Below are 14,057 nucleotides of genomic sequence, written 5' to 3'. Positions count from 1 at the left end.
ACCGGGTCAGCCGCCGGTCGCCTCCGCGTGCCAGGACGGCACCTGGGCGAGCTCGTACGACGCCGACGACGGCCCCGCCGCGGTGTGGCAGTCGCCGGTCACCGGGCAGCGCACGATCCACTTCTTCGTGTTGTCGACCGCGACCAGCAGCTTCGCGTCCGACTCCCACTGCAGGCCGTTCGTCGACCCGAACGCGAGCTGGCGGACGAGCGTGCCGTCGCTGACCCTGCGGACCTGGACGGCGCCCGCGCCGTAGCCGGCGACGTACGTGCCGCCGGACGAGACGGAGACCGCCCGGAACGCTGCCGTCCAGGTCGGGGCTCGCGGGGCGGAGAGGCTGGTGACCCCGGCCGGGGTGGTGCTGGTGGGCCGCAGGAACAGCAGGTCGTGCGTCGGGTCGGCGAGGTAGCCGCGCACGCCGAGGCTGGTCGTGGTGCTGCCGGGGACGGCCCACCGGTGCGTCGACGACGAGCTGAAGTCGGTGTACCAGACGCTGGCGCTGGTGGCGCCGACGTAATTGCCGTCGTTGCCGCAACCGTGGTGCGCGACGAGCGCTCCGGTCAGGTCGGTGACCCGCAGGTCGCAACCGCCGTACCCGTCGGTGCTGTGCCGGACGATCCGCCGGTGGTCGGCGGTGAGGTACCAGGTCAGGAAGCCGCTGCCGTAGTCCGAGCCGGCGCTGATCCGCCGCACCGACGTGGCGGTCACGCGGTAGAGCCAGCCGTCGTAGTAGTCGTTGTCCATCCGCTGCACGTACCAGGCGGTGCCGACCCGACCGACCAGCGTGAGGAGGTCGGGCAGGTACGGCTGCGTCGAGTGCAGCCGCCACGAGCGGGGCAGCCGGACGGTGCTCCCGGTCGAGGAGTGCAGCGCGCGGCCGACCAGGTAGTCGACCTTCGGCGCCGCGCCGCGGCCCAGCGTCGAGGCGGCGACGTGCTCGGTGGTGACGCCGCCCGTCGCGGCCAGCGCGGTGGTCGACGGTGTGGCGACAGCCGCAGCTGTGGCGATCGCGACGAGCGTCGCAGCGAGACGGTTCCTCATGGTCCCTCCAGGTCATGACGCGGGCCCGAGCCCGACGAACGCGTGTCCCGGGATCCTGCGCCGGAACCGACCGGAGGAAACCTGTCTACCGCGCCAGGATCACCGACGACCCGTGCCCGAAGAGGCCCTGGTTGGCGGTGATGCCGACCCGGGCACCCTCGACCTGGCGGCCGCTCGCCTGACCCCGCAGCTGCCAGGTGAGCTCGCAGACCTGGGCGATCGCCTGGGCGGGCACGGCCTCGCCGAAGCAGGCCAGGCCGCCGGAGGGGTTGACCGGGATCCGTCCGCCGAGCGCGGTGTCGCCCGCGCGTAGCAGCACCTCGGCCTCGCCGCGCTTGCACAGCCCGAGGTCCTCGATCCAGTCCAGCTCGAGGGCGGTGGAGAGGTCGTAGACCTCGGCGACGTCGACGTCCTCGGGCGAGATGCCCGCCTCGTCGTACGCCGCCAGGCCGATCGACTCCTTGAACGTGTGGTCCGGGGCGCCCGCCACGGCCGAGCAGTCGGTGGCGAGCAGCGGCATGTCGATGACCGTGTTCGGGAACGTCGGCGTGACCGTCGAGACCGCCTCGACCCGCACCGGGTCGGCGATCCCGTGCCTCCTCGCGTAGTCGACCGAGCAGAGCACGAGCGCGGCCGCGCCGTCGGAGGTGGCGCAGATGTCGAGCAGGTGCAGCGGGTCGGAGACCACCGGCGAGGCGAGCACCTCGGCCACCGACGACTCCTTGCGGAAGCGCGCGTAGGGGTTCTCCAGGCCCTGCCGGGCGTTCTTCACCTTGACGGCGGCGAAGTCCTCCGAGGTGGCGCCGTACAGGTCCATCCGGCGGCGCGCGTAGAGCGCGAAGTACGCCGGGTTGGTCATGCCGAACAGCCGGAACCGCAGCCAGTCCGGGTCGTCCCAGCGCTCGCCCGCGTTCGGCGCGAGGAAGCCCTTCGGGGTGGTGTCGGCGCCGACGACCAGCGCGACCTCCGACATGCCGGCGAGGATCCGGGCGCGGGCGGTGTCGATGGCTTGGGCGCCGGTGGCGCAGGCGGCGTACGACGTCGCGATCCGGGCGCCGTTCCAGCCGAGCGCCGAGGCGAAGGTGGAGCCGGCGACGTACCCGGCGTAGCCGTTGCGGACGGTCTCGCCGCCCACGACCAGGTCGACGTCGGACCACGCGATGCCGGCGTCGGCGAGCGCGGCGCGGGCCGCGTGGACGCCGTACTCGACGAAGCTCCTGCCCCACTTGCCCCAGGGGTGCATGCCGGCCCCGGCGACGGCGATCGCCCTGCTCACGACTGCGCCTCCACGGGCTTCCAGCGGTAGGTGGTGCGACCGTCGGGGTCGAGGGGTTCGACGACGAGCTCGACCTCGTCGCCGACCTTCAGGTGCTCGACGCCATAGCCGTCGGCGACCTGGCCGAGCACGACGAGGCCCTCGGGCAGCTCGACGGCGGCCAGGGCGAACGGCTGGAACGGCTCGGTGCGCGGGACGTACGGCGCAGGAGGCTGGTACTGCGCGTCGGTGTAGGACCAGACCCGGCCGCGGCGCGAGAGCTCGGCGGGCTCGGTGGTCTCGCCGGAGCACCGCGGGTTGCGGCAGTACGTCGCCGCGTCGGCCGGCGGGGGCGGGAAGACCAGGTTGCCGCAGTCGGTGCAGCGGGCGGCCAGCAGCCGCGGGTCGTCGCCCGTGGTGAACCAGCCGTCGACGACGGGGGTGGCAGACATGGATCATCCCTCTCGGAACTAGAACGTGTTCCTATTCTAGCCCAGTCCCCGGAGGTCGAGCCTGCCGAGACTCAGCAGTGCGGCTGGAAGTCCGGACGAGCGGGACCGGCGTGGGCCAGCGCGTCGAGCGCGATGTCGATCGTGGGCCGCACGGTCGGGACGAAGATGTGCTCGGTGATCAGCAGCGGGCACTTGTCCTGCAGGGTGATGTTCGTGGTCCGCGGTCCGGCCGCCAGGAACGCCGAGGTGTAGGGCACCACGACCTCGTCGTACCGGGTCTCGATCTGGGTGTAGCTGACCATCCCGGGCGTCTCGTCGCCGGCGTTGAGGTTCTTCAGGAACGTCGATCCCCAGGCCTGCTGGTTGCACGCCACGCACAGCGCGCCGGGCAGCAGCTGGTAGAGCGGGTTGAACGCGGCCGTCGGGACCAGCTGGGTGCCGTGGTTGGACGGCGCGATGCCGATCAGGTCGTCGACGTACCGCGCGCCGCCGAGGAACTTGATGTAGTAGCGCGGCATCATGCCGCCCTGGCTGTGCCCGATCATCGACACCTTCGACGCGCCCGTCGCGGCGAGCACCTTGGCGACGTACGCCTTCAGCTGACGCGCCGAGGTGGGGATGTCGCCGGTGCCGCGGTTGCCGTAGTCGAGCGCGAAGACGCAGTAGTGGCGGGCCACCAGCGCCGTCTCCAACGGTTCCAGGAGGTGTCGCCGGTCACCGAAGGTGCCGTGCACCATCACCACGGGCTCCGGGTGGGTCACGGTCGGCCGGCACGACCAGTTGTTGACGCCCGCGATGTCGCCCTCCGGCGCGGTCGGGAGCGGAGGCAGGATCGTGGTGTCGGCGTGCGCGGTCGCGACGCCCGAGAGCCCCACGGTGAGCAGGAGACCGGCGACCAGGGCCGAGAGGTACGTCGAGAAGGGCCGCATGACCTGATTCAACGACAGGTTGTGCGATGAGTCACAGACCGTCCACCGGTCGGCTCAGGTGACCCAGCGTCGTGACGGCCGCGATGACCACGCCCGCGACCACCAGGCCGAGCCCCAGCTCGGCCCTGATCAGCAGCGCACCGACAAGCGCGCCGAGGAGGATCAGCACGACCGCGCCGAAGCGCCGGGCCGCGCGGGACCGGTGCTCGCCGCGGAACGGGTCGGCGGCGAGGCCGGTGAGGGTGGAGGTGACGACGACGGTGGTGATGTCAGCGACGGCGACGTGCCGGGCGGTCGCCGCCTGGATGCCCATCGCCACCGCGGCACAGGTCGTGACGGCGACCATGACGCCGTGCGTCGGGTCGTCGACGAGCAGCAGCACGGCGCCCAGGGCGAGCATGATCGCGGCGACCGCGGCGAGGGCGGCCGTGACGGGACGGGTCCAGCCGGTGCCGGCGTACCTCATCGCGCGGCCACCGCTCGCCGCCCCGGCCATGTAGCCGAGCAGGGCGAGCGCGGGGCCGAGGACCGGCAGGCCGGAGCCGCCCGCGAGCGCCATGCCGAGGACGACCACGTTGCCGGTCATGTTGCCGGTGAAGACCTTGTCCAGGCCGAGGTAGCCGACCGCGTCGTTGATGCCGGTCGTGAAGGTGAGGGCGAGCATGAGGAACAGGTGCATCCGGTGCACGGGCACCGCGCGCAGCCGCCTCACCGGCAGACCACCCGCGCGACCGGGGCGGTCACGGATCGGAAGGTCTCGGTGTGGTCGACCGCCGCCTCCCCCACCGGGCGGAAGACGCGGGTGACGGCGACCGTGTAGCCCGCGCTGCCGGCGCTCGGACGACACGCGCTGCCGTGCTGGGTGCGCGTCGGCGGCGGCACGGGGTCGGTGCGGGCGCCGCGACGGAGGGTGACGGTCCAGGCCTTCGTCGACCACAGCCGGACGCGCACGGTGCCGGGCCGGCCCGGCCGGGCCGGGGTGAGGGCGACGTCGACCAGCACGCCGGAGGGGCTGTCGTTGCGGAACTGCTGCTGCGCCGGGACGTCGTTGCCCACGGTCGGGTCGACCACCACCGGCAGGTCCGCGGTGACGTCCGCGAGGCCGGCCCGGAAGGCCGCGCCCGAGAGGGCGACGGCGAGCGCTCCCGCGCCCGGCGGAGGCCGGAGGACGTCACCCGGGCGCAGCACCCTGCCCTGGACGGCGGCCACCCCCGCACGCACCCGGGCGTTGTCGGCCGGGCTCGCGACCGGGGCTGCGAACGACACGATCGGGGTGCGGATCGCCAGCGCCCGGGCGTCCGCGGCGGTGAAGGTCGGCTGGGTCGAGGTGCCGGTGACCGCGCGGGTGCGGCCCGCTCCGTGCGCCGTCAGTGCGGACCGGAAGGCGGTGACGACCGCGGCATCGGTGAAGGTGCTGCCGGGTCGCGCCGGGACCACGCGCGGCCGGTCGCCGACGAGGCGGACGGTGGCGTCCCGCGGCGCGATGGCGGTGCGGGCGTGGGCGACGAGGGCGAGCACCCGCGGCCAGTGCAGGAGCGGCACCAGGCGGCCGTCCTGCGGGACCATGGCCAGCGCGGCGGCGTACTGGCGCGGCTGGAGGGTGAGCCGGCGGGCACCGAAGCCGAGCGTCACCGGGCCGGACATGGCCGGGTGCGCGAAGCTCGCCAGCGCCGCGGTGAGGTCGGCCTGGTCGATGGCGGGCGGCGCGGGCACGAGGGGCACCTGGGCCCGGCTCCGCCCCGAGAGGTACGCCGTCTCGAGCGCGTCGACCGCGGCCGCGAGCGAGACCGCGTCGCCGGCCTGGCCGGGGATCTCGCGCACGCCGTGGGCGGTGAACACGACGCGGCCGTCGACCGGCGGAGCACCGAAACCACCGGACATCGTGCGGATCCGGGCGGCCAGTCGGTCGGTGTCGACGAGGGCGACGGCGTCGCGCCGCGCGGCGTCGCTGAAGTAGTCCCAGAGCCGCTGCGGGTGCCAGCTGCGGACCGGGTCGGTGAGGTCCACCGAGGCGACCGCGTCGATGCGCAGGCCCACCTGGGCGGGCCGGATCGTGACCGTGCGGTCGGCGCCCGTCGCGTCGGTGGCGGCGAGGGTGATCGGGGTGTGGGCACGGGCCGCGAAGGCCGCCTGCAGCCGGGCGATCGCGGCGTCGCGGCTCAGCCCGCCGACGTCCACCCCGGAGATGGTGGTGCCGCGCGGGACGCGGTCACCGGCGGCGGCGTGCGCGGCGACGTACCCGGCTCCCCCGAGGACGCCGAGCAGCAGCACCACCACGACGACCACGGACAGCCCGGCCCGCTCGCGCTCGACGCGCCCCAACCGGTCGAGCACGACCGGCGCGGACGAGTCCTCCCAGAAGCTCACACCGGCATTATCGGGAGCCGGCGGGCCCTCCTTCGGGAGGCACGACGGGCGACCGCTTCCGAGCGCCGATCATCCCGGCGATCAGGACGACCACGGCCGCGACGAGCACGGCCCAGCCGGCGACGTCCTGGGCGATCACGAAGTCGCCCTCGGGACGGACCTGGCTGGCGTAGACGACCAGGGCCGACCACCCGAGCGCGAACGGCATCCGCGCCCAGCCGCCCGGCAGCGCGACCATCGTCGCCGCGGTCGTCATCAGACCGAGCGCCAACCCCCACGGGTAGCCGTGCAGCGCGACGGTGAACAGCGACACGGCACCGCCGAGCAGCAGGGTCGCCGCGGCGACGACCAGCCGGCCCAGCCAGCGCACCTCAGTCGGGGTCGATGCCGGCGAAGAGGTCGGACTCCCAGCCGTTCTCGCCGACCGGGCCCAGCGTCCCCTTGGCCAGCCGGAAGTGCTCGACCGCGAGCGCCTCGGCGCCGAGCTCGTCGTTGAGCGAGAAGAACCCGCCCTCGGGGTTGATCTGGGTGGGGTGCGCGCGCAGCGCGGCCACCTTCTGCTGCACGTACGCCGACCCGTCGACCTCGCACGCGATGTCCTGGTCCTTGCAGAACATCGGCGGCAGGTCGCCGTCCGGCTCCATGCCCTCGAAGGCGGTGGTGTTGCCGGCCGCGCGCAACCGCCGCAGCCCCTCGCGCAGCCGCGTCTCGGAGATCGCGCCCCAGTAGATCTTGGCGATGTCCCAGGGCTCCCCGAGGTCGCGCCGGTACGACGGGACGGCGGCCAGGCTGGCGGCGTACGTGGCGACCCGGTGGGCCTGGACGTGGTCGGGGTGGCCGTACTGACCGAACTCGTCGTAGGTCACCATCACCTGCGGCCGGATCTCGCGGATCACCCGGACCAAGTGCGCGGCGGCCTCGGTGAGGTTGGCGTACCAGAACGCGTTGTCGTGGATGTCGTCCGCGGCGACGGCGTAGCCGTCCTCGTGCCACTTCATGCCGGAGTCGCGGTAGGTGCCGAAGCCACCGAGGAAGCGGTGGTCGGTGACGCCCAGCGCCTTCATCGCGTTCGCGAGCTCGCCCTTGCGGTGCTCGCCGAGCGTGTCGTCCTGGTCGGCGGCCAGGTGGGCCAGCTCGGGAACGAGCACCTCACCCATCTCGCCGGCGGTGCAGGTCACCAGCGTGACGCCGCGCCCCTCGGCGACGTACCGGGCCATCGTGGCGCCCTGCCCGATGGACTCGTCGTCGGGGTGGGCGTGGACCAGGAGCATGCGGAGGCCCGGCGTCTGACTCATGGTGCCCAGCGTAGTGTCGCGCCCATGCAGCGTGGGGTGCGCCGTGTCGCCGTGACGATCGCAGTGATGACCGCCGGGATGACCGTGGCGACGGGGCTGGCCGGTTGCGGGCTCTTCCACGACACCCCGCACATCGACGCGGCCGCGAAGCTGCTGCCGTCCGACACCACCGCGATCGTGTTCACCGACCGGCAGGCCGTCGCGAAGCGGCTGGGGGTCGACATCAGCGGGCGCGACGCGACCGACGAGCAGATCGTCGCCTACAACAAGGCGTTCGCGGACCAGGGATGGGGCACGACCCAGCTGGCGACGTACCTGACGGTGATGAAGGACGCCCCCTTCAACGAGCTCGACGTGCGCTGGGAGGCGGCGGCGCGCTGGGGCTCCGGGGCGGACGCGCGGTCGGCGTACCTCTGGCGGACGAGCGACAAGCTCGACCTCAGCGGTCTGGACCGCAGCCTCACCGAGCACGGCTGGAAGAAGGACACCGTCGACGGGCTCGCGCGCTACACGATCGACTTCGCCAAGGCCGCGGACCCGAACACCGGGCTGGTGGCGGGGATGTACCCGGCCGCCATGACCGACGTGCTCATCGACTCCGACGACCACCTCGTCGTCGGGTCGGGCGACCCGGCCGCGCTGGCGGACGTCGCCGCGGTCGCGAACGGCGACGCCACCTCGTTGGACAAGCAGCCCGGCGCGTTCTCGCCGCTGCTCGACAAGGCGGAGAAGGCGGAGTTCGCGGCGATGTCGACCGGGAGCGGGATCTGCCAGCAGGTGACGGCGTACGGGACGGACAGGCCGACCAGGCCAGGCCCCCTGTACGACGCCCTCGGCCACCCCACCGCCCGCGCCCTCGTGGCGACCGGCGACCCGCTCGCGACGACGAGCTACCTGGAGTTCGGGTCGGCGGACGAGGCCACCGCGGACGCGACCGCGCGGCAGGCGCTCATCGCGCAGGGCAAGGAGCTGCGCTCGCAGCAGCCGTTCAGCCACCTCGGCACGTTCACCGTGGCGCACGACGGATCGCTCGAGTCGATCGCGTCCACCTGGGCGACCGGCCCCCGCGCCGCCGTCAGCACCGAGATCACCGGGGGCGGTCCGGCGGCCTGCCCGCCCAGCTGATCGGGCTGAGCTACGGCTTCTTGATCCGCTTCGGCGCGTCCGGCAACGGCGCGGGCGGGAGCTGCACACGGGTGGGCTCGGGCGGCGGCGCGTCCAGCCAGCCGTCGTACCTCTCGACGAGGAGCTCGAGGGTGATCGCGGGGGCGTCGGTGGTGACCGCCCAGGGGTGGTCCTCGTCGTCGTCCTCGCCGGCCAGCCGCTCGCGGCTCAGCTCGGCGCGGTAGCCGTCGGCGACGAGCGCCGCCACCGCGGCGCGCGCCTCGTCCTCGTCGAAGAAGATGCCCCGCACGCCCCCATCATCGCCGAGTTCAGGCTCGTGGTCAGCCGAGACCAGGGTTTCGGCTGACCACGAGGCCGGATTCGCGGGACCAGAAGCCAGAACTCGCGAGAGAGGGGGTCAGGGGACGACGGGCAGGCTCAGGGTCTGGGTCGAGCCCGACGCCACGGTGACGGGGACCGGGGTGAGTCCGCCGCGGTAGTTGACCGAGCCGCCGGCGACCTGCAGCTCGATCCGGTGACCGGCCGCGAACCGGTGCACGATGCCGGGCACCTTGACCGTGAACGGCTGGGTGACGTCAGGGATCCGGACCGGCGCCTCGAGGCCGTGGATGAGCGTGGCGGTGCCGTCGGGGGCGACATCGGCGACGCGGACGAAGAGCACGAGCTCACCGGACTCCCCGGTCGCCTGGGTCAGCGCCGCGGTCGGCGCGCTGACCTGGAGCCGCACCGTGGGCGAGCCGGCGACGTCGACCGGGGAGGCCAGCGCGGCCGTGTCCCAGTGCACCATCGTGCCGGGCAGGTCGCCGGGCAGGCTCGGGGCGGTGCCCAGGTAGCTGCCCAGGACGTCGGCGTTGTTCAGGCTGGTCGGCGCACCGGCCGCGGGCGTGACCAGGGTCTGGCTGCCGGCGGCGCTGGGCGTCGTACCGGTGACGAGGCCGTTGGTGCCGGAGAGCCGGTAGACCCGCGCGGTCCCGACCGGGAAGCTGTTCGAGGTGGCGTACGCCGGCGTGGCGATGCCCGAGTAGCCGACCCAGTCGCGGAAGTAGGCGAAGTTGGGCCCGGTCGGGGTATCGGCGCCCTTCAGGTAGTGGTCGAACCAGTTGGCGACCCGCGCGGTCTCGTACTGCGTCGCCGGGTCCGGCGAGGTCAGGCTGATCTCGCCGGGGGCCGCGGTCGAGCCGGAGTGGCCCCACGACTGCCAGACCATCTTCACCGGCGTGCCCTGCGCCTTCAGGGCGCGGTAGGTGGCGGCGGCCTCGTTGAGGTTGAACAGGGTGTCGTTCTCGCCCTGCATGAGCAGGGTCGGGATCTTGATCTTCGCCATGTACGACGCTACCGACGCGTGCTGCAGGTGCGCCGTGGTCGCGGGATCGGTGTAGCCGGTCGTGCCGGCCCACACCAGGCCGGGGCAGATCCAGTCGGCCATGTTCGCGCAGGCCAGCAGGTCCGGCGGGACCTGCTGGTTGGTGATGTCGCCGGTCATGCCGATCAGCGAGAAGCCCGCGGCCCAGATCAGCTTCGCGGCACCCGAGTGGGCGGTGGTGACGCCGGTCGCGGTGGTCTGGTCGGTGTTGTTCGGCGCGAGGCTGTAGCTCAGGTCGTTCCACGTGATGATCGGGATCATCGTGTCGAGGCGCTTGTCGACGCTGGCGGTCGCAAACTGGAAGCCGCCGCCGTACGAGCCGCCGATGGTGCCGACCCGCGGGTCGAGGGTGGCGCCGTCGTCGAGCTGGACGACGTCCAGCGCCGGCGCGGCGGTGGTGTGGGCGGCGTCGGTGTAGGCGATGCCGGACTCCCCGCCGAGGTAGCTGATCAGCTGGCTGCCGGCCTTGCCGTCGTAGTCGGGGTCGTCGAGCGTGACCTTGCAGGAGGAGCCGCCGAACCCGAGGCCGGAGTAGGACAGCACCTCGTAGTCGCGCGACGCGAACGCGGCCCCGATGCCGGCCTGGTCGTTCTTCGACCCGCCGAACCCGTTGGTCGTCAGGATCGCCGGGACGCGGTGCGTGGGCGAGGCGTCGGCGGGCTGGTAGAGGTCGCCGACGATGTCGCAGGTCTGGTCGTCGTTCGGGCCGACGACGACCTTGAAGTGCAGCGTCGTGACGGAGTACGCCGGCGCGGCGACCGCGTGCGCGAGGGTGCTCGGCGCCAGCGCACCGGCCAGGAGGAGGGCCGACGTGGCGGCGTACAAGGGGGTCTTCCGCATGCGCGTCCAACGACGGGTGTGTGACGCGCGTTACGTGCCGAGCGGCTGCTCGGCGAGCTCGGCGACCAGCCGGCGGCCCGCGGCCCGGCCCGCCTCGAGGGCGGTGTCGATCTGGTGGAACTCCAGCAGCCCGATGTTCCGGGTCTGGATGCGGACGACGAGGTCGGCCGCCCTGGCGGCGCGCCGGTTCTCCTCGGCCGCGGCGAACAGCAGCGTCCGCATGAGCGTCTCGGGGAGGGTGGGGACCCGGGGCGGGCGCGGCGCGCCGGCGTTCCGCGGCCGGGGCTCGCCGCTCCCGACCGACAGGTCGAGGGCGATCACCGGGCCGGCCGACTCCCCGGCCAGCGGGAGCACCGGCAGGTTGCCGGTGACCGCGCCATCGACGTACACCCGACCCTCGTGGACCACCGGCGGCAGCAGGCCGGGCACCGCCGCGGAGGCCCGGGTGATGTCGCGGAGCAGGCCGCGGCGCAGCGCGACCGCCCCGTGGCTGTGGATGTCGGTCGCCATCACGGTGAGCTCGCGCGGGAGCGACTCGGCCGTGGCATCGCCGTACACCCGGGCCGCGGCAGCGGCGATCCGGCCGCCACGCGACAGCGCGTACTTCGGCAGGCCGTAGTCGCCGACCGGGTTGTGGTGGACGAACTCCTCGCGGACGATCGCCTCGATGTCGGCGGGGCTGTGGCCGGCGGCGTACAGGGCGCCGACGTAGGAGCCGACGCTGGTGCCGGCGACCCGGTGGACGACGACGCCCGCGGCCTCGACCTCGTGCAGCACGCCGATGTGGGCGAAGGCACGGGCGCCACCACCGGCCAGGGCGATGCCGAGGGACCGACCGGCGAGCCGGGCGGCGAGCTGCTCGCGTCCGCCGAGCGCGGCCTGGTGGACGCGGCGGGCACCGGTGGCGTCCATCCAGGCGGTGACGCGGCGCGGGTTGGTGGGACCGTCGAGGAGCACCTCGCACCCCGGCACCGGCGCGACGCCGCGCGGGTCGCCGTGGGCGACGAGCACCACCACGTCGGCATGCCGCCGGCAGAAGTCCGCGTGCGCGGGGTCGGTGCCGGCCACCAGCAGGACTCGGTCGTGGTCGGCCTCGACCGCCGCCAGTGCGCTCGCGTCGAGCGGCCGGTCCACGACGGCGACCGTGCGGTGGACCCCGATCAGGTCGGCGAGCTTCGCCGCGGCGTCGCGGGCCGGCGCGTTGCCGAGACCGAGGACCGCGATCGTCGAGGGCGGTCCGGCCTGGCGGGCGGGCGCGGGCAGGCGGGCGATCTGCTCGGCGAGCATCCCGGCCAGGCCCCAGCCGGCGCCCGGCACCTCCTCGAGGGCGGAGCGGAGGTCGCCGACACCGACCTCGACGACCACGGAGTCGCGCTCGGCGACGAGGTCGGCGGAGCGGGGGCGGCCCGCGAGCACGCCGAGCTCGCCGACGACCGCTCCCCCGCCGACCCGGTCGACGACGACACCGGCCCTGACGACGGCGATCCGGCCGGCGACCACCACGTAGACGACCTCGGCGGGTTCGCCCGCGCGGCAGAGCGCCTCGCCGGCGAGCACCTCCCGGCGTACCCCCACGGCGGCGAGGCGGTCGACGGCCTCGGGGGCGATGTCGCGGAACGCGGAGAGCTGCCCGACTCCGCGCTGGTCGGCGCTCGCGACGTCGTTGTGCTGCAGCTGCGGCTCCGCAGGAGCGGGGGTGCCCTCGTCGACGGCCTCCGGCCGGGTCATCAGCGCGGCCGCGACGGCGACCGCGGCGAAGCACCACAGCGACAGCCGCCAGCCGTCGCGGAACATCTCGACGGCGGCCGCGGGGTGCAGCGGGGAGGCCTTGCCGACGATGACGACGAGGACCGAGACGCCGAGGACGCCGCCCATCTGCCGCACCGCGGACACCACCGAGGACGCGGTCGCGTAGCGCCCGCCCGGGACCGCCGCGAGCGCTGCGCTGCCGAGGATCGGCAGGGTCGCCCCGGCCCCGGCGCCGGCCAGGATCGCTCCCGGCAGCCAGTCGTGGAGGTAGTGCGGCGACGTACCGACGTGGTGGACGAACCACCACAGACCCGCCACCCACACCAGCGCGCCCGGTACGGCGACGTTGCGGAAGCCGTGCTTCTGCGCGACCTCGCCGAGGCGGGGCGCGACCAGCGCGGTCACGAGGGCGCTGGGCGCGACCGCGAGGCCGGCCTTCCAGAGCGGGAGGTGCCAGACGTAGGTGAGCCAGAGGATGTGGTTGAGCAGGTAGGCGTACATGCCCATGCCGGCCAGTGCGGTGGCGAGGTTGGCGACGGCGAAGGTACGGATCCGGAGCAGGGACGGGTCGACGACCGGGACCGGGTGGCGGACGGTGCGCAGGCCGACGACGACCAGCAGTGCGCCCGCGACCGCGAAGCAGCCGAGGGTGCTCGGTGACGTCCAGTGCCAGTCCGGGCCGCGGATGATGCCCAGGCTGAGGGCCGCGAGGGCGAGCGCGAGGACGCCGACGCCCGGCAGGTCGGGCATGCTGCGCTTGCCCGGCGAGCGGCTCTCGTCGATCAGCCGGGAGCCGAACCAGAGCGCGGCCAGACCGAGCGGCAGGTTGACGAGGAACGCCAGCCGCCAGCTCGACGCCGCGACGATCGCGCCACCGATCGGGGGGCCGAGACCGGCCGCGAGGGCCGCCGTGGCGCCCCACAGGCTGACCGCGTGGCCACGGCGCTCCTCGGTGGCCGCGTGGATGACGACGCCGAGCGACGCCGGCACCAGCAGCGCGGCACCGAGCGCCTGCCAGACGCGCCAGAAGATGAGCAGGTCGAGCGAGTGCGCGCTCGCGCAGAGCACCGACGCCGCGGTGAACATGGCGACGCCGATCGAGAACATCCGGCGACGGCCGATGACGTCCGCGAGCCGGCCGCCGGCCACGAGCATCGCGGCGAAGACCAGGTTGTAGGCGTTGAGGACCCAGGCCAGAGCACTCGTCGACGAGCCGTGGAAGGTCTGCTGGATCGCCGGGAAGCAGATGTTGACGATGGTCGCGTCGAGGAACGCGAGGAAGGCTCCGAAGGACGCGACGAGCAGCGCGCCGCGCGAGCGCTGGGCGCGCCGGTCTGGACCAGTCGATCCCCACTGTGACGGGACAGACAGAGGCGTCGGATCGGTGCGAGCGGTCAACGGGACCTCCTCGGCCCGAGGTTCCCCGAATGGCGGAATCAGGCCTGGTTGAGCGGGTTCCCGAGCACTCGCGCGCTGCCGGCGACGTCGGGAGCACGACGCGCCGCTCCGATGGTTGCGCATCCATTACGGCTTTGTCAGCGAGAACACAAATCAGATGACTGTCGGCCCGCCGTAAAGGGTGCTTGACTCCGAGACAGCTCGGGATGATCCGACGGCTCGGCGTGGACCGCTCACTGAAGG

Annotated in this window: 12 protein-coding genes; 1 reads left to right on the top strand and 11 read right to left on the bottom strand. The window is 73.7% G+C overall.

Annotation, left to right across the window (positions count from 1 at the left end; all coding sequences use genetic code 11):
* Positions 1 to 6: 6 nt before the first annotated feature.
* From ACYVAQ_RS00200 to mshB, 8 genes are all read right to left on the bottom strand, one after another.
* Positions 7 to 1,041 (bottom strand): hypothetical protein, encoded by a 1,035-nt coding sequence (locus ACYVAQ_RS00200; RefSeq protein ID WP_460786383.1) that lies wholly within the window; start codon positions 1,039 to 1,041, stop codon positions 7 to 9.
* An 85-nt stretch (positions 1,042 to 1,126) separates the two neighbouring features.
* On the bottom strand, positions 1,127 to 2,317 hold the full coding sequence (locus ACYVAQ_RS00195; RefSeq protein ID WP_460786382.1) for a lipid-transfer protein: 1,191 nt from the start codon (positions 2,315 to 2,317) through the stop codon (positions 1,127 to 1,129).
* Positions 2,314 to 2,748 (bottom strand): Zn-ribbon domain-containing OB-fold protein, encoded by a 435-nt coding sequence (locus ACYVAQ_RS00190; protein ID WP_460786381.1) that lies wholly within the window; start codon positions 2,746 to 2,748, stop codon positions 2,314 to 2,316. The genes ACYVAQ_RS00195 and ACYVAQ_RS00190 overlap by 4 nt, the downstream gene beginning before the upstream one ends.
* A gap of 71 nt (positions 2,749 to 2,819) precedes the next feature.
* The gene (locus ACYVAQ_RS00185) at positions 2,820 to 3,677 is read right to left on the bottom strand and encodes an esterase/lipase family protein (protein WP_460786380.1); all 858 of its coding nucleotides are present in this window, start codon (positions 3,675 to 3,677) and stop codon (positions 2,820 to 2,822) included.
* A gap of 31 nt (positions 3,678 to 3,708) precedes the next feature.
* A complete protein-coding gene (locus tag ACYVAQ_RS00180; RefSeq protein ID WP_460786379.1) occupies positions 3,709 to 4,389 on the bottom strand; it encodes a YoaK family protein in 681 nt (226 codons plus the stop codon).
* Entirely contained in the window at positions 4,386 to 6,044 is a 1,659-nt protein-coding gene (locus ACYVAQ_RS00175; protein WP_460786378.1) for a VanW family protein, read from the bottom strand. The genes ACYVAQ_RS00180 and ACYVAQ_RS00175 overlap by 4 nt, the downstream gene beginning before the upstream one ends.
* Before the next feature lie 7 nt (positions 6,045 to 6,051).
* Positions 6,052 to 6,414 (bottom strand): hypothetical protein, encoded by a 363-nt coding sequence (locus ACYVAQ_RS00170; protein ID WP_460786377.1) that lies wholly within the window; start codon positions 6,412 to 6,414, stop codon positions 6,052 to 6,054.
* Position 6,415: 1 nt separating this feature from the next.
* The gene (mshB, locus tag ACYVAQ_RS00165; RefSeq protein ID WP_460786376.1) at positions 6,416 to 7,339 is read right to left on the bottom strand and encodes an N-acetyl-1-D-myo-inositol-2-amino-2-deoxy-alpha-D-glucopyranoside deacetylase; all 924 of its coding nucleotides are present in this window, start codon (positions 7,337 to 7,339) and stop codon (positions 6,416 to 6,418) included.
* Between the two features lie 24 nt (positions 7,340 to 7,363).
* Between mshB and ACYVAQ_RS00160 the strand changes: the two genes are divergently transcribed.
* Positions 7,364 to 8,464: a hypothetical protein gene (locus ACYVAQ_RS00160; protein ID WP_460786375.1), complete on the top strand. Its 1,101-nt coding sequence runs from the start codon at positions 7,364 to 7,366 to the stop codon at positions 8,462 to 8,464.
* A 10-nt stretch (positions 8,465 to 8,474) separates the two neighbouring features.
* On the opposite strand, the gene ACYVAQ_RS00155 is transcribed toward ACYVAQ_RS00160, so the two are convergent.
* The 3 genes from ACYVAQ_RS00155 to ACYVAQ_RS00145 form a co-directional block, all read right to left on the bottom strand.
* Entirely contained in the window at positions 8,475 to 8,753 is a 279-nt protein-coding gene (locus ACYVAQ_RS00155) for a hypothetical protein (RefSeq protein ID WP_460786374.1), read from the bottom strand.
* Positions 8,754 to 8,861: 108 nt separating this feature from the next.
* The gene (locus ACYVAQ_RS00150) at positions 8,862 to 10,667 is read right to left on the bottom strand and encodes a CocE/NonD family hydrolase (protein WP_460786373.1); all 1,806 of its coding nucleotides are present in this window, start codon (positions 10,665 to 10,667) and stop codon (positions 8,862 to 8,864) included.
* A 30-nt stretch (positions 10,668 to 10,697) separates the two neighbouring features.
* Positions 10,698 to 13,814: an MFS transporter gene (locus ACYVAQ_RS00145; protein WP_460786372.1), complete on the bottom strand. Its 3,117-nt coding sequence runs from the start codon at positions 13,812 to 13,814 to the stop codon at positions 10,698 to 10,700.
* Between the last annotated feature and the right edge of the window lie 243 nt (positions 13,815 to 14,057).

It is taken from the genome of Nocardioides maradonensis (genome assembly GCF_054777115.1).
This window is presented reverse-complemented; position numbering and strand designations above follow the sequence as displayed.

Coding starts and splice junctions, on each gene's coding strand:
- ACYVAQ_RS00200 (WP_460786383.1), bottom strand. CDS start 1,041: ATGAGGAACCGTCTCGCTGCGACGCTCGTCGCGATCGCCACAGCTGCG.
- ACYVAQ_RS00190 (WP_460786381.1), bottom strand. CDS start 2,748: ATGTCTGCCACCCCCGTCGTCGACGGCTGGTTCACCACGGGCGACGAC.
- ACYVAQ_RS00185 (WP_460786380.1), bottom strand. CDS start 3,677: ATGCGGCCCTTCTCGACGTACCTCTCGGCCCTGGTCGCCGGTCTCCTG.
- mshB (WP_460786376.1), bottom strand. CDS start 7,339: ATGAGTCAGACGCCGGGCCTCCGCATGCTCCTGGTCCACGCCCACCCC.
- ACYVAQ_RS00160 (WP_460786375.1), top strand. CDS start 7,364: ATGCAGCGTGGGGTGCGCCGTGTCGCCGTGACGATCGCAGTGATGACC.
- ACYVAQ_RS00150 (WP_460786373.1), bottom strand. CDS start 10,667: ATGCGGAAGACCCCCTTGTACGCCGCCACGTCGGCCCTCCTCCTGGCC.